At 58.6% G+C, this 20555-nt stretch carries 15 protein-coding genes; 3 read left to right on the top strand and 12 right to left on the bottom strand.

Features of this window, described 5'->3' with window-relative positions:
- The first annotated feature begins 176 nt into the window (after positions 1-176).
- A complete protein-coding gene (locus ABJO75_RS21600; protein WP_348126453.1) occupies positions 177-713 on the top strand; it encodes a redoxin domain-containing protein in 537 nt (178 codons plus the stop codon).
- Positions 714-753: 40 nt separating this feature from the next.
- On the opposite strand, the gene ABJO75_RS21595 is transcribed toward ABJO75_RS21600, so the two are convergent.
- From ABJO75_RS21595 to ABJO75_RS21565, 7 genes are all read right to left on the bottom strand, one after another.
- Positions 754-1587 (bottom strand): alpha/beta fold hydrolase, encoded by an 834-nt coding sequence (locus tag ABJO75_RS21595; RefSeq protein WP_348126452.1) that lies wholly within the window; start codon positions 1585-1587, stop codon positions 754-756.
- 48 nt (positions 1588-1635) lie between these two features.
- Positions 1636-3513, bottom strand: coding sequence for an alpha/beta fold hydrolase (locus tag ABJO75_RS21590; protein WP_348126450.1), 1878 nt, complete (start codon positions 3511-3513; stop codon positions 1636-1638).
- Positions 3514-3567: 54 nt separating this feature from the next.
- On the bottom strand, positions 3568-4962 hold the full coding sequence (gene lpdA / locus ABJO75_RS21585; protein ID WP_348126448.1) for a dihydrolipoyl dehydrogenase: 1395 nt from the start codon (positions 4960-4962) through the stop codon (positions 3568-3570).
- 2 nt (positions 4963-4964) lie between these two features.
- Positions 4965-6584 carry a 2-oxo acid dehydrogenase subunit E2 gene (locus ABJO75_RS21580; RefSeq protein ID WP_348126446.1) on the bottom strand — a complete coding sequence of 540 codons (1620 nt, stop codon included), beginning with the start codon at positions 6582-6584 and terminating at the stop codon, positions 4965-4967.
- Positions 6585-6586: 2 nt separating this feature from the next.
- On the bottom strand, positions 6587-7600 hold the full coding sequence (locus ABJO75_RS21575; protein ID WP_348126444.1) for an alpha-ketoacid dehydrogenase subunit beta: 1014 nt from the start codon (positions 7598-7600) through the stop codon (positions 6587-6589).
- Between the two features lies 1 nt (position 7601).
- Positions 7602-8834 carry a 3-methyl-2-oxobutanoate dehydrogenase (2-methylpropanoyl-transferring) subunit alpha gene (locus ABJO75_RS21570; protein WP_348126442.1) on the bottom strand — a complete coding sequence of 411 codons (1233 nt, stop codon included), beginning with the start codon at positions 8832-8834 and terminating at the stop codon, positions 7602-7604.
- A 178-nt stretch (positions 8835-9012) separates the two neighbouring features.
- On the bottom strand, positions 9013-9858 hold the full coding sequence (locus tag ABJO75_RS21565) for a M15 family metallopeptidase (protein ID WP_348126440.1): 846 nt from the start codon (positions 9856-9858) through the stop codon (positions 9013-9015).
- Between the two features lie 182 nt (positions 9859-10040).
- Between ABJO75_RS21565 and ABJO75_RS21560 the strand changes: the two genes are divergently transcribed.
- Complete coding sequence (locus tag ABJO75_RS21560) at positions 10041-10613, top strand: OmpA family protein (protein ID WP_348126438.1); 573 nt, start codon at positions 10041-10043, stop codon at positions 10611-10613.
- Positions 10614-10660: 47 nt separating this feature from the next.
- On the top strand, positions 10661-12835 hold the full coding sequence (locus ABJO75_RS21555) for a protein kinase (protein ID WP_348126436.1): 2175 nt from the start codon (positions 10661-10663) through the stop codon (positions 12833-12835).
- A 4-nt stretch (positions 12836-12839) separates the two neighbouring features.
- On the opposite strand, the gene ABJO75_RS21550 is transcribed toward ABJO75_RS21555, so the two are convergent.
- From ABJO75_RS21550 to tssK, 5 genes are read right to left on the bottom strand one after another with little or no spacing between them, the layout of a single operon-like run.
- The gene (locus ABJO75_RS21550; RefSeq protein WP_348126434.1) at positions 12840-13553 is read right to left on the bottom strand and encodes a protein phosphatase 2C domain-containing protein; all 714 of its coding nucleotides are present in this window, start codon (positions 13551-13553) and stop codon (positions 12840-12842) included.
- Positions 13550-14221, bottom strand: coding sequence for a type VI secretion system-associated protein TagF (gene tagF / locus ABJO75_RS21545; protein ID WP_348126432.1), 672 nt, complete (start codon positions 14219-14221; stop codon positions 13550-13552). Before tagF ends, ABJO75_RS21550 begins: the two co-directional genes overlap by 4 nt.
- Entirely contained in the window at positions 14221-17790 is a 3570-nt protein-coding gene (gene tssM, locus ABJO75_RS21540; protein WP_348126430.1) for a type VI secretion system membrane subunit TssM, read from the bottom strand. The genes tagF and tssM overlap by 1 nt, the downstream gene beginning before the upstream one ends.
- The gene (gene icmH / locus ABJO75_RS21535; RefSeq protein WP_348126428.1) at positions 17787-19181 is read right to left on the bottom strand and encodes a type IVB secretion system protein IcmH/DotU; all 1395 of its coding nucleotides are present in this window, start codon (positions 19179-19181) and stop codon (positions 17787-17789) included. The genes tssM and icmH overlap by 4 nt, the downstream gene beginning before the upstream one ends.
- A gap of 16 nt (positions 19182-19197) precedes the next feature.
- The gene (gene tssK, locus ABJO75_RS21530) at positions 19198-20538 is read right to left on the bottom strand and encodes a type VI secretion system baseplate subunit TssK (protein ID WP_348126426.1); all 1341 of its coding nucleotides are present in this window, start codon (positions 20536-20538) and stop codon (positions 19198-19200) included.
- Positions 20539-20555 lie beyond the last annotated feature (17 nt).

Below are 20555 nucleotides of genomic sequence, written 5' to 3'. Positions count from 1 at the left end.
CGTTGCGGACCAGATTGAGCGACTGGTCCCGCCTTATGCCTCTCGCACGAACGGCACCTGCCTCTTGCACCACCAGCGCACCAAAAAGCTGTGTAACTCCACCGCTTCGCGCGCTACGGTCCGCGGACAATGGCTCCCATGTGAGAGCTCAGGCCAAGGAACGAAAGGTTCTGAAAATGACACAGCCCACCCCTTCGCAGGCAACCAAGCTTCAGGCGGGGGCCGATGTTCCGGCGTTCAGCGTGCCAAAGTTCGGTGGCGGCAATATTCAGATCGGCGGCGAACGTGATCGCTGGATGCTGTTGGTCGTCTATCGCGGCAAGCACTGCGGTCGCTGCAAGAACTATCTGAACATATTCGAAAAAACCTATGCAAAGTGGATAGATGCCGGGTTTGACGTCGCGTGTATTTCCGCAGATCCGCTCGAGAAGGTCGCCGACGACATAGACCAATTTGGTTGGACGTTTGACATCGGATACGACCTGCAAGAGCCGGATATGCGCAACTTGGGCCTCTACGTCAGTGACCCGCTGTCCACCCAGGAAACAGATCGAAGATTTGCCGAACCCGGTGTGTTCTGCATCAGGCCAGATGGCACAGCGCAGATTATCGCGATCTCCAATGGCCCGGCTGCACGTCCTGATCTTGATGAATTGCTGGATGGCATAATCTTTACCATCGAAAATGACCGCCCGGTGCGCGGAGACGCCTGATCTCGGCGATCAATGACAAAACAAATCAGCGGATTGGCTTTTAGCTGGCTGATCCGTCCAGAAAATCGGTAACGAGAGCCCCGACTTCCGATTTGCGTGAATACATAAGCAGATGTCCTGCGTTGTAGATCCTGATCCTGGCATTTGGCATCAGCGAGGCCAGCAACATCTGATTTGCAACCGGGATCAGCGTGTCCAACGCACCGCCGATGACTTGCGTTGGTTGGTTCAATTGGCTCAACCAAGGAACGCTGGTCCAGGTGCAGAGCGCCTTGACCTGTGCGGAATAGCCTTCGTAACTGGGCCGGATCGCATTCTTGGAGTATTCCTTGAACAACGCAGGCTGCAACAATGCTTCGCCGCCGTACATGAACGGTCCGATAAAATCGCCATAGGCCTTGTTGATATAGCGGAACGGAAACATGATCTCCGACAACGCGAGCGGCGTTCCCCACCAGCTTCCAATCCCGCCCGCCGAAGTTATGGCCAGCACCAGTTTATGCACCAATTGCGGATACTCATACGCCAGTTGCTGGGCCAATGCCCCGCCCCATGAAATGCCCATAACGTCACATCTGTCGACATTCAGGTCATCCAGCACCTGACGCAGCATCGCGGCATGTTGTGGAATAGTCGCAGCTGTTTCAGGCACTTCAGAACGTCCGACTCCGGCGGCATCAAAGGCGATGATCGGCCGGTCCGGAAACTCGTGCATCAACGGGTACAAGATTTCTACGGCCTGCCCGAGTCCGTTGCATATCACCAGCGGGAGCCCAGTTCGACCTTCGTTCAAGGTGTAAACCCGCAGGTTCACGCCATTTGCGAAAATGGTCTGAAACTTGCCCCCGTCCGGTGCAATCTGGTTGTCTGGCACGCCTCAGAACTCCCGCTGTATTCTGGTATTGTTCGTCAATTCGCGAGACTAACCGTCCTGCGGCACCTGTTCCAGCACATAGGTTCCGGGTGCGGGTGCCAAGACCGGATGCTTGCGGTTGCCCAAAGTTTTGGGCGCTGCTCGCTGTGCATCGCCGCTGGTCTTGTCCAGCCATTGCAGCCAATGCGGCCACCAGCTGCCTTCGGATTTCTCCGCCGACGCCAGCCAATCCTCGGACGACCCGTCCCGATTTCCGTCCGACAGAAAATAGCGACGGTTCCGGACCGGATGATTGATCACGGTGCCTGACACATGCCCACCCGACGTCAGGACAAACTCCGCTTCTTGCGGCAGCAAGTTGGTCGACGAGTATGATGTTCTCCACGGCACAATGTGATCGCCCGTTGCCGCAAGAAAATAGCAGGGAACATCGATGTTTCCGCAGTCAACCGGCGTGTCCAGCAGAGTCAGCGCGCCCGGTTCCTTCAGCTTGTTGGCGTGGTACATTTCCTCGACAAAATAAGAAAACCACTTGGCGGGCATGTTTGACGTATCCGCATTCCAGTACAGCACATCAAAAGGTGGCGGTGTCTGACCCTTGAGATAGTTGCTGACGACGAACCCCCAAATGGATTCGTTCACATGCAGCATCGCCATCGCACGCGCGATATCGCGCCCCGGTGCCACCTTTGCCGTTCCCAGCCGTTGTTGGTAGGCCGCAATCTGTGCCTCATCGATGAACACCTCGACTTCGCCCGGGTCGCTGAAATCCAGCATCGACGACAGGAACGTCGCCGACCCGACGAGCGATTTCTGCACTTGTGGCATCACCGCCAGCGCCGCCAATAACAAGGTGCCCCCGTTGCACCATGACAGCAGGTCGATCTGCTTTGCCTTGGCGACATCTGCGGTGGCATCCATGGCAGCTAGAACACCTTTGGTGATGTATTCATCCCAACCGTAATCCTGCGTCTCTGGGCCGGCATTGCGCCACGACACCATAAAGACAGAGTTTCCCTCTTCGAGCAGATAGCGCACCATCGACTTCTGTTCGTTAATGTCGAAGATATAGAACTTGTTGACGCACGGCGGCACGATCAAAATCGGGTTCGAGCGAACTTTCGGCGTGACCGGCGTGTATTGAATGACCTCGATCAGCGCGTTGCGATAGATCACTGCGCCCGGTGTCGTCGCAAGGTTTTCACGCACTTTGAACGCCGTCTCGTCGGTCGTGGTGATGTACCCCTTTTCGAGATCCGTCAGCAGGTTCTGAAAACCATCAATCAGGCTCTTGCCGCCGGTTTCCTGCGCCAGCCTGAGCACTTCCGGATTCATCAGCGCAAAGTTCGACGGTGAAAGACTGTCGGCGGCGACGCGGGCATAAAAGCTGAGTTTGCGTTGCTCATGCTCGGGCAACCCCGCCCGATCAGCCATGTCCGCCATTGCGCTTGCGGTCATCTCGTAGGATTGTCGCAGCAGAGGAAAGATGCCTTCGTTCCAGGCCTCGTCACCAAAACGCCGGTCCTTGGTGGGTTTTGCCGCATCGCCTTGCCCCGCCATACCCGACATCCAGAGCTGTGCCATTTCGGACTGATAGGCCGACCACGTCTTGATCCAGTCGCCCCAGGCCTGTGGCGCGATCAGGGATTGTGCGGCCTCGTTCCATGACTCGATGAATTCTTGATGTTTGTTCGGATCCATACCCTGAAAGACGGGATGGCTCTTCGCCGCTGTCTGCATCATGTCTGACAGTGTCTTGGTGAAATCTTGATCCATCGGTTCCTCCATAAGTGTCGTATCTGCGGCCAGAACCCGCATTCTGTCTTTGAGCGCTGGCGTCGTGGCCAAACGGTCCGCCCCTGCCCCCATCGCATTCCTCAAACCGCTGGTAAAGCCAGAACACCCTTTGCCCGAGGACACAGGCACGTCCAACGCCCCTGCCTCGGCATATGCCCCAACGATTGGTCTATCTGGTTGATGCTAAATATGTATGGCATGGCCCAACGCCTTGAGCGCCGCCTCTTGCAGGCCTTCGCTCTGGGTCGGATGGGCATGAATGGTCCCTGCTATGTCTTCAAGGCGCGCGCCCATTTCGATGGCGAGCGCAAACACAGCAGCAAGTTCCGAGATGCCAGCACCCGTCGCCTGAATGCCAAGGATGACGTGGTTATCCGCGCGTGCCACGACCCGAATAAACCCCGCCTCGTTTTCCATCGTCATCGCCCGGCCATTGGCGGTGAACGGGAACTTGCCAATTACCGTCTCGAGCGCCAACTCCCCGGCCTCTTCAGGAGACAGACCCGCAGTCACGATCTCGGGGTCAGTAAAGCAAACCGCTGGAATGCACTGTTTGTCCCAGACCTGCGGGCCTCCGGCGATGATCTCTGCCGCCATCTCGCCTTGGGCAATTGCGCGATGTGCCAGCATCGGTTCGCCGGTCACATCGCCGATCGCATAGACATCGCGCATGGAGGTCTGGCACCGATCATCAATCTGAATGAACGCGCCGTTCATCCTGAGCGACAATTCCTCAAGGCCAACATCCTGCGTGCACGGCTTTCGTCCGACAGCGACCAGAACCTTGTCAAACGGCAGTTCGGCACTCTCACCGCCATCAAGCGTGACTTTTAGGCCATCCTTGTTCACGTTCAGGCCTTCGGCCATTGCATTCAGCATAACTGTGACACCGAGTGCTTCCAGCCGGTCCGCCACGGGTTTGGTCAGTTCCTTGTCATATTGCGGCAGGATCTTTGATGCGAATTCGACAACCGTCACCTCTGCGCCAAGTTTTGCCATCGCCGTCCCGATTTCGAGGCCGATGTAACCGCCACCCACCACGATCAGCTTGCCTGGCACGCTGGTCAGCGCCAAGGCACCGGTCGAAGAAATCACGTCGCCACCAAAAGGCAGAGACGGAATTTCAAATGGAACAGACCCCGTCGCAATCACGATCTTTTCCGCATGGATCAACTGTTCGCCCATATCGGTTTTCACGATCACCGATTTCCCGTCACGAAAGCGCGCGTGGCCGATGATCGCCCGAACCCCGGCACGTTTTAGCAACGCGCCAACCCCTCCGTTCAGCCGGGCAACGATTCCGTCCTTCCACGCGATGGTCTGTTTCATGTCGATCGCCGGTTTCTGAACCGATATCCCTAGGCTGTTCGGCGCGGTAAACTGGCTGGCCTTCGCGAATTCTTCTGCCGCGTGGATCAACGCCTTGGACGGGATGCATCCGACGTTCAGGCAGGTGCCGCCATGGGCCTTGGCCTCGACAACAATGGTATCCACACCCAGTTGCCCGGCCCGAATGCCACAGACATATCCGCCGGGGCCAGAACCGATCACCAGCAGCTTGCAGTTGATTTCTTCCATGATCAGTCCTCCAGCAACAAGAGTGCGGGTGTTTCAAGTAACATCTTCAGTTTCTGCACAAACACCGCCGCATCCCAGCCGTCGATGACCCTGTGATCAAAACTGCACGAGATGTTCATCTTCTTGCGGGGCACAAAGGCTGCGCCATCCCAATGCGGTCGAACCTCCATCTTGTTTATGCCCACAATCGCCACCTCGGGATAGTTGATGATCGGCGTCGTCGCCAGCGCGCCCAGCGGCCCGAGCGACGTGATAGTGATGGTCGAACCACTTAGTTCCTCGCGCTTGGCACTGCCTTCACGCGCCGCAACCGCGAGCCTGCCGAGTTCGGACGCGCTTTCCCAAAGGTTCATCGCCTCGGCATGGCGCACGACCGGTACGATCAGGCCACCCGGTGTTTGCGTGGCAATGCCGATATGGACTGCGTCAAACTTGCGAAAAATACTGTCGTCATCTTCAAAATGGGCGTTCATGTTGGGTTGATCCGCAACCGCATCGGCAATCGCGCGGATGACAAACGGCAGCACCGTAAGCTTGCCTTTCGTTTCTGCCTTCGCCTTGTTCAACTGCGCACGCAGATCCTCCAGATCGTTGACATCCACCTCTTCTACAATCGTGATATGCGGAATCCGCGCCTTGGACAGGGCCATCCGCTCTGCGATCTTGCGGCGCAGGCCGATAACTTTCTCTTCGGTCTCGCCCGTTCGCATGGGGCGCTTGGCCACTCCGCCAGCAAACTGACCTCCGGTCTCATGGAAATGGGTCAAATCCTCATGCGTGATCCGCCCGGCAGGACCGCTGCCCAGTACACGGCGCAGATCAACGCCAAGTTCGCGCGCGCGTTTGCGTACCGACGGAGTCGTCAGGGGCCGTTCGCCCTCTGCACGACGCTGGCCGGAAACCGGCGCAGGGGGTTTGGTCGTCGCAGGCTTGGCCACCGGTGCGGGTTCTTTTTCAGCAACCGGCGCGGCGGCAGGAGCAGATTTAGCCAGTTTCTTGGCCAATTCTTCCTTGGTGATATTGCCAGCGCCTTCAACCTCGACCACGATCAATGTGCCGCCGATGGCAAGCGTATCCCCGACGCCGCCCCCTAGATAAAGGACCTTGCCGGACACATTGGTCGAGATTTCGACGGACGCCTTTTCAGTCATCACCTCGGCGATAACGTCGTCTTCCTGCAACTGGGCGCCAAGGCTGATCATCCATCCCGTCAACTCGGCCTCGGCAATCCCTTCGCCAACATCCGGAACCTTGATTTCATAGAGTCCCTTGCCCTCGCTGACGTGCAGATCAATCGCTGGCGCAGGGGGAGGATCGGCCACAGGCTGTTCGGTCTTGGGAGCAGGCGCGGCGGCCTCGGCAGCGCTGGTATTGCCTGCGCCTTCTATTTCAATGCGTATCATGTCCGCGCCGATGGCGACCTTTTCGCCCGCCTCGCAACCCAGCCAGACGACCTTGCCCGATACCGCTGAGGGGATTTCGACCGAAGCCTTGTCAGTCATGACTTCTGCCAGCAGATCATCTTCTTTGACGATATCTCCGATCGCCACGTGCCAGGCGCTCAATTCAGCCTCGGCGATACCCTCACCGACGTCGGGCAATTTCATGGTAAAAAGTCCCATTCCTACGCCTCCATCAATTTCTTCATGTTGCGCACAACCCGCTCGGGCCCCGGGAAATAGGCCCATTCCTGCGCGTGGGGATAAGGCGTATCCCATCCGGCGATACGCTGAACCGGTGCTTCAAGATGGTAAAAGCAATCCGCCTGAATCTGGGCAGCAAGTTCCGCACCAAATCCTGAGGTCAATGTCGCTTCGTGCAAAACAATACAGCGCCCGGTCTTTTGCACCGATGTCATCACTGTTTCGGTGTCGAGCGGCATCAGTGTTCGCAAGTCGATAACCTCGGCATCGATCCCAGCCTCTTCGGCGGAGGCGATGGCGACATGCACCATCGTGCCATAGGTCACGACAGTCAGGTCTTCGCCCGCGCGCGCGATCGCGGCCTTGCCCAACGGAGTTTCGTAATAATCTGGATCCACATCGCCGAGAGGATGTGTTTTCCACGGTTGCACCGGCCGATCATGATGGCCATCAAACGGACCGTTATAGAGCCGCTTTGGTTCCAGAAAAATCACCGGATCAGGGTCGGCAATAGCGGCCAGCAGCAGCCCTTTTGCATCCTGAGGATTTGACGGAATGACCGTTTTCAGCCCGGACACATGGGTAAACAACGCCTCAGGGCTCTGGCTGTGGGTCTGCCCGCCCCAGATTCCGCCGCCCGAAGGCATTCGCACCACCATCGGGCAAGTAAATTCGCCCGCCGAGCGGTATCTCAGCCGCGCGGCTTCGGACACAATCTGATCATAGGCCGGGTACATATAGTCAGCGAACTGCACCTCAACGATGGGCTTAAGCCCATAGGCCGCCATGCCAACGCCGGCTCCGACGATGCCCAGTTCGCTGATCGGCGCATCAAAACAGCGTTCTGCCCCGTACTTTTCCTGAAGCCCTGCCGTACAGCGAAACACGCCACCGAAATACCCGGCATCTTCGCCAAAGACGACAACATCGTCGTCTCTGCCCATCGCAAGATCATGGGCGTTCTGGATCGCCGCAATCATTGTCATCTGTGTCATGTCAGTAACCCACTTCGTGACGCTGTTTTATCAGGTGCTCAGGCATCTCTGCATAGACATCCTCGAACATGTCGCGTGGCGAGGGCGCTTGGCCAGAGTTCAACGTGCCGATGGCTTCGGCCCGTTTCTGACATTCGATGACACTATCAGCGATCTCGGCCTCGGCTTGTTTATGGCGTTCTTCGGACCAGACGCCGCGTTTGATCAGATGGGTTTTCAAACGCGTGATCGGGTCACCCAGCGGCCATGCCTCGTTTTCGGTCTTGGGCCGGTAGGCGCTTGGATCATCCGACGTCGAATGCCCGCCCGCTCGATAGGTCACATGTTCGATAAGGGTCGGGCCAAGATTTCTGCGCGCCCGCTCTGCCGCCCATTTGCCGGCCGCATGGACCGCGAGGTAATCATTGCCGTCGACCCGCAGAGCTGGAATCCCGAACCCGTGGCCTCGCGACGCAAAGGTATGTGCACCGCCCCGCGCGATGCCCTGAAACGTCGAAATGGCCCATTGGTTGTTTACGATATTCAGAACCACCGGAGCCTTGTAGGTCGACGCGAACACGAGCGCCGCGTGGAAATCGCTCTCGGATGTGGAACCATCCCCGATCCACGACGCCGCAATCTTGGTATCGCCCTTGATCGCCGACGCCATGCTCCAGCCAACCGCCTGAATATACTGGGTCGCGAGATTGCCGGAAATCGAGAAAAATCCATGTTCCTTAGAGGAATACATCACCGGCAGCTGACGCCCATGCAGCGGATCGGCCTCGTTTGAGAAGATCTGGCACATCATGGTTTCCATGGGATAGCCGGACGCAATCAACAATCCCGCCTGGCGATACGTGGGAAAGTTCATGTCGCCTTTCTGCAAGGCCTTCTGGAACGCGCAGCTGATTGCCTCCTCGCCCAGATGTTGCATGTAAAACGATGTCTTGCCCTGACGCTGCGCCAGCATCATGCGACCGTCATAGATGCGCAGGGTCATCATGTCCCGCAAGCCGCGCGCAAGGTCTTCGTCGCTCAGCGTTCCAGCCCATTCGCCCACCGCTTCGTCATTGTCATCAAGCACCCGGATGATCGTGAACGCCAGATCACGCATATCCTCGGCACGGGCATCCACGTCGGGACGGCGCACTGTGCCTGCGGTCGGGATATCGACTCCGGAAAAATCGGGAGTATCTCCGGGCCTGCACTCTGGCTTGGGGACATTCAGTGAGAGCGGCGGGAACTCAGTCATGGCAACCTCAATTCGGATGGATTGGTTGAACCCCGGCAGGGGACTGCCGACGTATTCTTGTCATCGGCGACGGCCCGAAATCAGCCAAGGCCGTTTTCCGCGTGGCAAAATCATTATTGCAGCAACACGGCACATTAGGAAGAGAGCAGGATCGGCCACGGGCCCACTGCGGTGACAATCAGAGCATTCCCTGTGACAGCCATTCGTCTAACTGACGGCGGCTGATTTCGAAATGCATGCTGTCCTCGCGCCGGAAACCCGCGCCCCAGACCCAACCTTCTTCGTGAAAGAAGTCGGCGAGGATCGTCAAGCCCAGCTGCGTCTTGCCATCAGTGAAATTGTCCAGATGCCCGTCGATGTTCAGATCCAGCGCCAGACCATAGCTGTGGGTCGAGAGGCTGCTCTGCGTGCCGCGAATGCGGCGCACGCAGAGCGATCCGGACGTGTTGATACGGGCATAAAGGTCCGGATCGGCGCGGCGTACATTCTCAAACACACGGCGCAGAGAGTCTGCCGCAGGCTTTAGCATCTGCACCCGGATCGGACCGACGTTTTCCAGAACCAGTTTGCTCCTGAGAGTCTCATTGGTCATCGGCTGGCAATCATCGCTGAGCGTATCACGCGGGCGTCCCAGCTTTTCCTGAAGATAGCGCGACCCGGCGACCTGCAACCCCCGGTTCACGTTCAGGCGATCAGCAATCAGAACCACCTGTGCATAGGCATCGATAATCTCGTTCGGCCCGGTCCCGCGCAGGATTGCGTCTTCGTCATCAGCATTTGGTACCAACGTGCTTTGCCGACCAATGCCCGCCGCCAGACCGGCAATTTCGCCTTCCTGGGCCTTCATCCGGTTCTGCAGATCCTCAACCTGCTGGCGCAGCATCTCGATCTCGATCCGGGCACCTGAGTCGACGGCAGAACCCTGAAAATCCTCCTCGGACAACAGAAAACTCAGCCCTACAAAGATGGCTGGCGCCACGACCAGCGCCACAGCAATGATGATCGCAGGAAGATATCGCATCATGTCCTCATCGTTTCCCGTCAATTCAGCCCGCTTGCCAGCGGCGAGTAAAGAGCTTTTTTCTTCAAACCCAAAGAGAAAAGGCTGGAATACCCTGCCCGAACAGGGTGCAAAACCGTTGTGACACGGCCACGCGTCGTGTAGGCTTTGGCAAGTATCAATCGACACCCAGCAAAGGACGCAAGATGGTTAGTTATTCCAAAGTTTTTGCAGTTACACTTGCCCTTGGCCTTGGTTTTGCACTTCCAAACGCAACCTTCGCCCAATCCTCCGATGAAATGACTGCGGAAGAGATCGCAGACGCGTTTAAAAAGCAAAAGACTCGTGGTCTTGTGATCGTGCCCTCCGCGCAGCAGAGCGATAGCGTCGAGGCCACCACAGTCGCACCGGCTGCGGCCAAAGAATATTCGGCCGTCGATCGCGATGATCAGGTCAATATTCAGATCGCCTTTGATTTTGACAGCGCGGCGTTGCGCGACGATCAGAAACCAAAGCTCGTCACCCTGTGTCAGGTCATGAAATCGGTGGACGTATCGGTTTATCAGATCGTCGGTCACACCGACAGCTCGGGCACCGCGTCCTACAACGAGCGGCTGTCGCTCTTGCGGGCCGAAGAGGTCAAACGCCATCTGGTAAATGATTGCGGGCTCGAGGAGAACCGGATCGAAGCGATCGGCATGGGCGAAAGCGCTCTCTATGATTCTGCGAATCCAAAAGCCGACGTCAATCGCCGGGTCGAGTTTCAGGCATTGGGTTAAGACCGCTGACGATTCTGGCCGGACCGCATGCAGCAAGGGGCTGAGACATGATCGACTCACGCCCCATGGATACGTTTCAGCCCGGCGATGTCCTGAACAACACCTACCGGATCGAAGCGGTACTGGGGCGTGGCGGCACGTCTGAAGTCTATAAGGCGCGCAGTGAAATCTCTGGGCGACTTGCTGCACTGAAGGTGCTGAAGGCCGAGTTTTCGGCAAACGACGACTATCTCGTCCTGCTCACCCGCGAAGAAGAAATCCGCGAGATCCGCCACGACGCCGTTGTGCGCTATTCCGAAAACCACCGCACGCAAGATGGGCTGGTCTATCTGGTCATGGACTATGTCGACGGACCCGGCCTTGATCGTAAACTACGCGAAGGTCCGATGGCTGCGGATGACCTGCTGACCGTGTGTCGGCGTGTGTCCGAAGGGCTCGAGGCCGCACACAATCGCAACATCGTGCATCGCGATCTCAGCCCCGACAACATCATCCTGCGTGGCGGTGATCCTGCCGAGGCCGTGATCATCGATTTCGGCATTGCCAAGGACACCAATCCGGGCGCCGAAACCATCGTCGGGAATGAATTTGCTGGAAAATACGCCTATGCCGCGCCCGAACAACTGAGCGGCCAGACCGATGCGCGCTCGGACATCTATTCGTTGGGGGCGATGTTGCTGGCGAATTTCCGGGGACAATCGCCAAATGTCGGCAACAACCCGATGGAGGTCGTCAAGAAAAAGGGCGAGCGCCTCGATACCGAAGGTGTTCCCGAACCTCTCAAGACGCTTATCGACCAGATGGCCGCTCCTGATCCCGATGCACGGTTCCAGTCGGCGGCAGAGGTTCTCGCCTATTTGCGCGAGAACGAGGGCGAAACTGATCCCGACGCCACGGTGATTTTCCCTCCTCCGCGCGCACCTGATCCGATTCCAAAGTCAGCGCTGAAACCTGAACCAGTCGCCCCCACTACGCCACCATCGGAGCCGCCAAGCGTACCCGAGCGCAAGTCGCGAGGCGGACTTGCCGCTGTTCTGCTTGCGCTCGTCCTGATCGCCGGAGGGATCGGCGGCTATCTTGGCGGTGTGTTTGACGGGCTACTCGGACCGAAATATCCGGTTGCAGCCCCCTATCAACTCACCGTGGACAAACCTGCCAACGGCGCACCCCATGCCATTGGGCACGTCCCGTCCGAGCAAACGCTTGCAGCGATGAACAACCTCATGACCGACCTGGCCGGTTCGGCAGACCTGACGCTGGCGACGGGTGCGATCGCCGATACTTGGGGCGCCGACGTGATGGCGACCCTATCAGAACTGCGCAACCTCGATGAGTGGCGGCTTGCCCTTGATGGAAATGCTGCTCAGATCAGCGGGGAAACTGCAAATGCGGAGCTTCACACGCATCTGACCAACGCCTTTGCCGACGGCCTGCCGGGTGCGCTTGAGGGCAGCGCAAAGATCGACCTGATACCCGTGTTCCTTTCCTCTGCCACCGTCGGTGCAGTGCTTGATCGCTTGGCGGATTGTGGCCCGCTTTTGACGCCGGGTGAAACATCCGTCGGCTACGGACCACAGAGTTCCATCATCGTTGCCGGCAAAGTCGCAGACACCGCCACGCGCATCGGGTTGTTCGATGAGTTGAGCGAGATAGCTGGAGACCGCAAGGTGGTGGTGGATGTCGAGGTTCTGAACCCGACGCTCTGCCTCATCGAAAGCAATTTGCCCAATGCACCTCCGGGCGGCATCGGTGTCGACTTTATCGTCGGGGACCGGAACGAGCCGAATCCGTCGGGACGTTTTTTTGTCGGTGAAAACCCGATCATCGATATTGCGTTGCCTGCCGATGTAGTCGACGGGTATCTGACGGTGTCGATCCTGGATGTGTCAGGCAATGTTTATCATCTGCTGCCCAACTTGAACCGGCAGGAAAACGCGGTCACTGCGCTGCGTGACGGACAATCAGGGCCAATCAAGGTGCGTGTTGCCTATAGTGTTGAAGAGGCCGCGCTCAACAACCGCATCGGCTTTACCGTTGACGACAGTTCGCTGGGTAAGAGCAAGGTCATCGTACTGCACTCCGAAGAACCGCTGTTTGATGGCCTGCGCCCGACTTCGGAATCCGCGAGCGGGTATGCGACGGCGCTCAAGGATCATGTTGCGTCCAATCAGGCCAGCATATTGTCACTCGACAGTCGCATCCTGACCACTGCGGTCCCCTGAGCCGTCAGAGAACGTCCAGCACGATCACGGTGATATTGTCGGCCCCGCCGCCGTTCAGCGCAATCTCGATCAACCTACCGGATACGGTCTCCAGTGGTTCGCGCTCCAATACGGCCCGCAGGATCCCGAAGGTTGCATATTTGGTCAGACCGTCCGAACAAATCAGAAAACGATCTCCGCGCAGAACTTCGCCCCGTATCTTGTCCAGTTCCAGCGTCTCGCCGACACCAACCGCCCGAGTAATCGCATTGGATTGCGGGTGCTGCTCTGCCTCGTCCCAAGTCATCTGCCCTGATAGCACCAGTTCCGCCACAGCGGAATGATCGGTGGTCAGCATCTCGATCTGCCCGTTACGCAGCCGGTAAATGCGGCTGTCACCCGCCCAGAGACCAACGAAGTGTCCGTTCGCAACCATCAGTGCCGCGACAGTGGCCCCGATGATCCCGCGCCCACGCGCCTCTGCCTCTTTGATGATGATCTCGTGTGATTCATGGATTGCTTGGCGTAACGCATGCATCCGTTCCGTAGGTTCCAACCCCTCCGGGATCATCGCAATCCGATCCGCGATCAAGCGGCTGGCGTAGTCTCCGGCGTCGTGCCCGCCCATCCCGTCCGAAACCATCCAGATGTTCTGCGCCGGCAAAGCCAGAACGGAGTCTTCATTTATTTTGCGCTTGTGGCCCACATGACTTCTGGCGTTATAGCGGATTTCGCTCATGCCGCCTGTCCCGCACGCCAGATCGGCGCATCGAGATGAAACAGCCCCTGCGCCTCGGGTCCTTCGGGCAGCCCATCGCACACCATAAGACGCTGCGAATCTCCGACCGTCGCGCTCCAGACGCTTGGATTCACCCAGTCATTGCCCACCTGCTCTGCCGCGAGATCGGCCATGATATCATCGTGCACCATCACAAGGCTGCGGCCTGCCTTTCGCGACATGGGCATGGGCACGGCGTCAGGCAATGGAATTTCCGCCAGTCCCTGTTCCAGTCTTTCACGGCTCATGTCGTCTTCCAATGCGTCCAGTGCAAGCGTCTCCAGTCTTTCAAATAATGCGCCTGCGCGAAAGTGGTCTGATGCCGCCGAGCCCGACGTTGCCACAGTTGCCATCAACGTCAGCGGAAAACGCCGCCCGACACGGTCCACAGACGGCATGAAAACGCCGATCCTCTTGTGGGGTCCGGCCAGCCCTGCAGACAGGGTGAACCGCCAGATCGGCGACGACATATAGTGGCCATCCCACGCTGCACCAAGAACGGTTTGCGATGCCAGAATGGTGCGTTGCGCCCAATTGTCCCAAACCGAAACGAAGCCCGATGGTGGATTGATCCGGAAAAAGTCTCCGACCGATGGCATCTTGCCGAACGCACCAAATCCCTCGCTCATTACATCGACTTTGGGCAGTTGAACTTGGCCAGCGCCGGTAACGCGAACGGGTTGATGACCGATCCCGACTGTAGCTGAAAAATCGCGATCCGCCCGCCCACGTTAAAGATGACGCGCTTGCGGTCCGAAACATTGGTGCGACGCACTTCTGCCGCATCAAGCAACCGGAACCACCCCCACGGACCGTCGCGCGACAGGGTGCTTTCAATGTTTTTCTTGTCCGGCTGAAAGGTAACCCGTGCCAATCCGACCGAACCGGGCCATGTCACCGCTACAGGATTGGGTTGGCCGCCGCGATGGGCGAATTCGACCTTCTGACCGTCGATTTCAAGCGATACGGATTTGGCCTTGGGATCCAACGCCTCGGGCGTGATCTGGAACTGCACCGCTGGCGTCGGTCCGGCGGCAAAAAACGCATCGCGAATTTCCGCGGCGTATTGCATCTGTTCCAACACGGATTGCGAGATCCCGAGATCAACATCATTGACCCGCTTCCAAGACCACGGCCGTGTTCGGGTATCGACGAACCTGACAAGGTTCTCGTTGAAGAAGGAGTCGATCAGACCCTGTGGAGCAAACAGCTTGGCAAAATCTTGCATTGCCACATCCGCACCCGCCCGGCGGTTGAACGGATAGCGATTGTCCAGTGCCTGTTGGCAGAACGGCAGCACGCTGGCCTGCCAACTCGCGTTGATCGAAGCACGGGTACCATCCGCCGCAATGCCGGAGGACCCGGTGGTGATTTGTGACGCCCAACGTTGGATTGGCCCATCAATACGGCTCGCGGCTTGCTGAAACTGCTGGATCGCGGCCCCGCCTTCGGCGCTGTTGCCGACACCGCTGAACGACATCTTGTTCAACTCCTGATACACATTTGTCAGCGAGCCCATCAGCCCGTCCAACTGCGACGGTTGGCCTTCGGGCCGGTCGACCAGTTGATGCAACCAGGCAAAGCGATCCTCGACATAGCCACCCGGTGGCCTAGCCGGTTCGCCGGTGTTGGCAGCCGCCGCGCGCGACAGTGCGCCCAGCATGATTTGCGCCTGCGCACTCAATGAGGAGCGTGTTTCGATTGCCGCAACCGCGCTTGCACCCGATTTCAATTCGCTGGTGTCCACCACCGAGCGATCCTCGGTCAGGCGCGTTTCGTTCGAGACCTCGGTCAGGATATTGACGATGGGCGAGGTTGGCCCGGACAGCACATTCGTCACCTCAACGGCATGTGACAGGCTTTCCATCGGAATGATGTCGATATCGCCGAGTATCGCATCATAACGCGCGATATAGTCGTTATAATAAAGGTTCAGAACATCCCGGCTGAGCGCGATCAACGCCGCCTCGGTCTGTTCCGCCTCGCCACGCGGCCCTAGCACCCAGCTTTCGCGCGCCACGCGGGCAGCCACATCAACGGCCTCGTTCAGAAAGACGTTGTTGAACCCGTCATAGGTAAAAATCCCCTCGACACCGTCGCTGAGTGGTTTGCCCGATGATCGGACGAGGACCCGTTGAACTGCGGGGCCGCCGGCCTCAGTAATCCGCCATTTGGGTAAGCTCGTCGCCTGCGGGCTGTTGATGATGCCATTATAGACGCGCTGCGACAAAGGCATTTCGAGCAGCAAACCTTGCACCTGTTCGACCAGCGGGCCATTCAGCGCAATCTCTTCCATCGGCTGTGACAGCAGGGCGTCCAGATGTTCGGTCAGATCGCTGCGCAATGGTTCCCTCGCCGGTCCGGAATAGGCGAGCGACCAATCGATTTGCATCCATTCCTTGATCAGATCGGCATTCATCGGCCCCTGTAGGCCGAGCATCAGATAGATCTTGAGCGCCTCGTACAACAGTTCGGTGTTGTTCATATTGGCGGCCATCTGCTCTTCGAGCCGCAACAACAGGCGTGGCAACAACCGCTGATTCAATGCTGCACGATAGGTCTGTGCCGCCTGCGTGCCGACCACCTCTCCCTGATAGAGGCCATAGGTCACCCGCCGTTCCGGTTTCGGATCAGACAGGACCGGGTTTCCGGGCATATCGCGCAGGATGTTCAGCGCCGCCACAACAGGCGGCAAGTCGGTATCTCCCACCGGGCTTGGTGGCAATGTGGCCGCCGCCGCTTGATAAGCCTGCACCTCGGCCTCGGCCTGATCGAGGATTTCTGCGTTGCCCAGATAGCTGCGCACCCAGAGCGTTCCGGTGGTCAAAGCCACCAGCACAGTCGCCGCGATGGCCGCCGCGCGGGTCCAGCGATACCGCCGCTCGACCTTGTCATCAGAAGACACCAGTCCCGCCTCGGTGAACACCACCTGTTCGAACAGCCGAGTCAGAAAGAAAGAGCGCCCGGTACCATGACCGCTTCCGATGGCCTGACGTCCGATGCCAAACGTCTGCGCCATGTTCAGCATCAGACGGTCGATCGGAGTGCCTTCCTGCGTGCCCGAGGTGAAATAGATGCCACGCAGCATGTGACGCTTTTCATACCGGTTGTCCTGAAACACTTCGTTCAGAAACTCGCGCGCGACCCGCCGCATCGAGGCCACCTGGCTCGGGAATCCGGCAATCAAAGCGCGGCGCTGATGGTCTGTTTCGCCCTGCATCCGTTCCAGAGATTGCGCGTTGAGCTGTCCCAACAGCAGCGCGAATTCATCGTCAAACGCCCCCATGGGCGAGGCTTCTCCACGGCTCTGATCCAGCGGTAGGGTGAAGCCCCAGACTTGCTCGCGATCTTCTTTGCCGAGATTGTCGTGAAATTCCGAGAAACCGGCGATCAGGTCCGCCTTTGTGAACAGGACATAGACCGGGAACCGAACGCCCAACCGTTCGCGCAGCTCGTTCAGCCGCCGCCGCACGGCCAGCGCGTGACTTTTCTGCGTAACCTCATCCTGCAGTGACAGATCGCTGAGGCTGATGGCGATCATCGCGCCGTTGATCGGCTGACGTTTGCGATGTCGCCGCAGCAGGTCGAGAAAGCCCAACCAGCCTGCGTTATCCGCATCCTTGTCGCTTTCCTGCGTGGTATAGCGCCCTGCCGTGTCGATCAGAACGGCCTGATTGGTAAACCACCAGTCACAGTTCCGGGTGCCTCCGACCCCGCCAACTGCGGCCTTGCCGGTCTTGTCCGCCAGCGGAAACTGCAAACCGGAGTTCACAATCGCAGTGGTCTTACCCGCACCGGGCGGGCCGATCATGATGTACCACGGCAGCTCGCTCAGATGACGGCGGCCATTCTTGGACTTTCGCAGTTCGGTGATCGCTGCCTTGAACTTGCCTTTCAGCGCGCTCAATTCTTCGTTCATCACCTCATCATCGTCAATTTCAACCGTTTCGCCGATGTCTTCGGTCATCGCGCGCGCCTTGCGCCACCGCCGCCAAAAGACGAATCCCATCAGCGACAGGAAGAACACCCAGATACCGGCGATTGTCGCGATCCGTATGGTCAGGCTGTCGAACGGGTACCACTCTCCCCATCCCAGATAGGGTGCAAAATACCAGACACAGAGCGACAGGATGATCGCCACGAGTGCAAGGATCGAATAGATTGTCCCGAACAGGAACCTCAACGTTCTGCGGATCATGTTCCATCCTCCCGCACCAGCAAGACTTCGATCCGGCGATTGCGCGCGCGCCCCTCGCGGGTGCCGTTATCAGCGATCGGTTCCTTGTCAGCGCGCCCTTCCGCCGATAGTCGCGCAGGGTCATCAAGCGCGTCGGACATGCGTTCCATCACCGATTTGGCACGCGCCAACGACAACGCCATGTTGGACGGGAAACGCGAGGACCGGATCGGCACATTGTCAGAGTGTCCGGCAATGATCACCGGACCCGGTTCATCATTCAACGCATTGGCCACGCGATCCACTGGCGCACGAAAATTCTGTGACAGCCTGTCAGACCCAGAGCCAAACATCCCTGATCCCTTGATACGCACGATCAGTGTGTTGCCCTTTTGAAAGACTTCGACAATGCCATCGTCGATCTCGGGCTGCAGAAATCCTTCGACCTTTTTCAACTGTTCCTCGGCTGTCGGTGCCGTGGGCTGCGGTGGTGGTGGCGGCGCGCGGCGCTGCAACTCTGCCAGAGGGCCGCTGTCGATCACCGAAAGCTGCCCGACCACGCGCTCTGTCGAGGTCGACAACGCATAGGACAGCCCCGCGAATTGCAGTGTCAAAAGCCCTGCGGTCACGGCAACAGCGATCCATACCAGTCGCCAAACGGATCGCGGTTTGAACGGTTTCTCAACACCTTCCCAATGCGGCGACAAATCCCGTTCGAGCGGTCCTCGCTGAGCGCGAATGATCCGTGCGAGCGCACCGCGTATCTGCAGATGCTTTTCCGGCCCGCCCTGCTCGACCCGCAGACGGCCTTCAAACCCCAACGACATGCACATGTAAATGAATTCGAGCAGGTCAATATTCTGACCCGGCTCTTTCTCAAGCCGCGCCAAGAGGTCATAGAACCGGTCACCACCCACCGTTTCGCGGTGGAAGGTTCCGACCATCGACTGCAGGCCCCAGCTTGACTGTCCACCCCACGGCGTATTCAGCACCACATCGTCCAGCGTCGCGCACAGCGCATAGCGGGCGACCTTGACTGTCTGCGCCGGAATTCCGGCCTGCAGCGCGCGGTTTTCAAAGGCCCGGACTTCGGCAACGACACTCTGCCGGAGCTTGTCGGGATCCATATGTTGCGCGCGATTGCGAATGCGGCTGATCAGCGAAAACAGTGTGCTTGCGCAAGCGACAAGCTGGTTCATTCCCGTCAGGGTTGGCCCCGTATCAGCCGGGCCCGAAGGTTTGGCCGCAGGTTCAGGGGTCGCCGATGACGGGACACCGAATGCATCGACCGGGGCCTCGGCCGCAGGTTGCGCCGGCGCCGCCGCTGTCGGATTGCGCCGACCGCCCGGATTGGGCTTGATCACCGTCTTGTCGGTGTCATCAGGTTCTGCAAACGGATCGTTATCAGCCATCATTCACACCAATTCATCAACCGTTCCGGATCGCCCAAAGCTCCATCTTCAGGCCCGGATATTGGCCAGACACATGCACCGCGATCCCGCCCGACGTGGTCATCTTGCCCCAATATGGGCTGGCCGCGTCCATCTCGAAATAAACCACCCCTGCATGATAGGGGATCTGGCGCGGTGCCACCGGCATCGGGCGCAGAGTGATCCCCGGCAGCGCCGAGTTGACCAGTTGCCGGATTTCCTCGACTGGCCCGATCTTGGCTTGCCCGGCGAAATGACGGCGCACATCTTCGGCGGGGATATCCGCATCCACCGCCAGCACGAACCCGGCATTTCCGAGCAGCTTGCGGTCAGCGATCACCCCGACACTTATACCATATTTGCGCACTTCCAGCTTGATCGGAATCGCTGTCTGTTCCAACACCGAACTCAGATATTGCCGCAGCAGGCGAATGACGGGGGCAAAGCTGCCGGTCAGATCGTCGTGGCGGTAAGGCGGCAGCTCTGGTGGTCGCTTCTCCGACGTCATAAACACCGACAGTTCGCCCGCCAGCCCGACGCAAACGCGGTACAGATCCTCGGGATGCAGGTTTTCGATCAGAGACAGGTGGCGCATGACCGGTATCGTACGGTTGATGACCGTCAACAGCAGGAAATCGGACACTTCGGCCACACCGCGCGCGCCGCTGCCTTCTGACAACCGTCCGGCCAGCGCCTGCATCCGGTGCGACAACAAGCCTTCCAATTCGCGTGTGAAACCATCCAGCGGCTGTGCCGCCCGCACATCCACGCAGCTGGGGATGAAGGCCTGATCAAGGATGATTTCCTTGTCTGGACGCACCTCTATGATCCGCGCCACCGGGATCGCCAACCGATCGGCCAAATCATCCACCGCAAGCGCGAACTGCAGACGCATTTTGCCAACGCCCAGCATCACGGGCTTTTTCTGCTGGCCCATTGAATCGGTAACTTCGATCTCGCCGGGCCGCAGTCGGCTGGCCGACATCTCTGCACCGCTCAGATCAACCTCGGCGGCCCCCTGTCGCCGCTGTGGCACCGTCAGGTAAACCACGCAGTCCTTGATTGTCTCGGGCACTTCCAATGCGGGCGGGTGATCTTCGGCCATGGGCACGCGAAATACGGTTCCGTCCTGAGTCAGCCCAGCGCAGGATTTCAGCGCAAATTGCCCGACCTTCAATACTTCATCGTCAATCTCAAGCGCACTGACACCCCAGGCATACGGGCGCAGGCGACGGGCCAGCCCGGTTACCAACGCTTCGGTATAGCGGTCTGACTGCTGGAAATGATGAGGCTGCAAAAACAGCCCCTCAGTCCAAAGCACCTTGCTGTCCCAGGACACTGGCTTCTCCTTCTATT

Origin of the sequence: Sedimentitalea sp. (assembly GCF_039973035.1) — a bacterium.
GTDB lineage: Bacteria > Pseudomonadota > Alphaproteobacteria > Rhodobacterales > Rhodobacteraceae > Sedimentitalea.
This window is presented reverse-complemented; position numbering and strand designations above follow the sequence as displayed.

Excerpts from the sequence above, each read along its gene's own strand:
- lpdA (WP_348126448.1), bottom strand. The coding sequence starts at position 4,962 with ATGGAAGAAATCAACTGCAAGCTGCTGGTGATCGGTTCTGGCCCCGGC.
- tagF (WP_348126432.1), bottom strand. The coding sequence starts at position 14,221 with ATGAGCGAGGGATTTGGTGCGTTCGGCAAGATGCCATCGGTCGGAGAC.
- icmH (WP_348126428.1), bottom strand. The coding sequence starts at position 19,181 with ATGGCTGATAACGATCCGTTTGCAGAACCTGATGACACCGACAAGACG.
- ABJO75_RS21600 (WP_348126453.1), top strand. The coding sequence starts at position 177 with ATGACACAGCCCACCCCTTCGCAGGCAACCAAGCTTCAGGCGGGGGCC.
- ABJO75_RS21550 (WP_348126434.1), bottom strand. The coding sequence starts at position 13,553 with ATGAGCGAAATCCGCTATAACGCCAGAAGTCATGTGGGCCACAAGCGC.
- ABJO75_RS21560 (WP_348126438.1), top strand. The coding sequence starts at position 10,041 with ATGGTTAGTTATTCCAAAGTTTTTGCAGTTACACTTGCCCTTGGCCTT.
- ABJO75_RS21565 (WP_348126440.1), bottom strand. The coding sequence starts at position 9,858 with ATGATGCGATATCTTCCTGCGATCATCATTGCTGTGGCGCTGGTCGTG.
- ABJO75_RS21570 (WP_348126442.1), bottom strand. The coding sequence starts at position 8,834 with ATGACTGAGTTCCCGCCGCTCTCACTGAATGTCCCCAAGCCAGAGTGC.
- ABJO75_RS21555 (WP_348126436.1), top strand. The coding sequence starts at position 10,661 with ATGATCGACTCACGCCCCATGGATACGTTTCAGCCCGGCGATGTCCTG.
- tssM (WP_348126430.1), bottom strand. The coding sequence starts at position 17,790 with ATGATCCGCAGAACGTTGAGGTTCCTGTTCGGGACAATCTATTCGATC.
- ABJO75_RS21580 (WP_348126446.1), bottom strand. The coding sequence starts at position 6,584 with ATGGGACTTTTTACCATGAAATTGCCCGACGTCGGTGAGGGTATCGCC.
- ABJO75_RS21575 (WP_348126444.1), bottom strand. The coding sequence starts at position 7,600 with ATGACACAGATGACAATGATTGCGGCGATCCAGAACGCCCATGATCTT.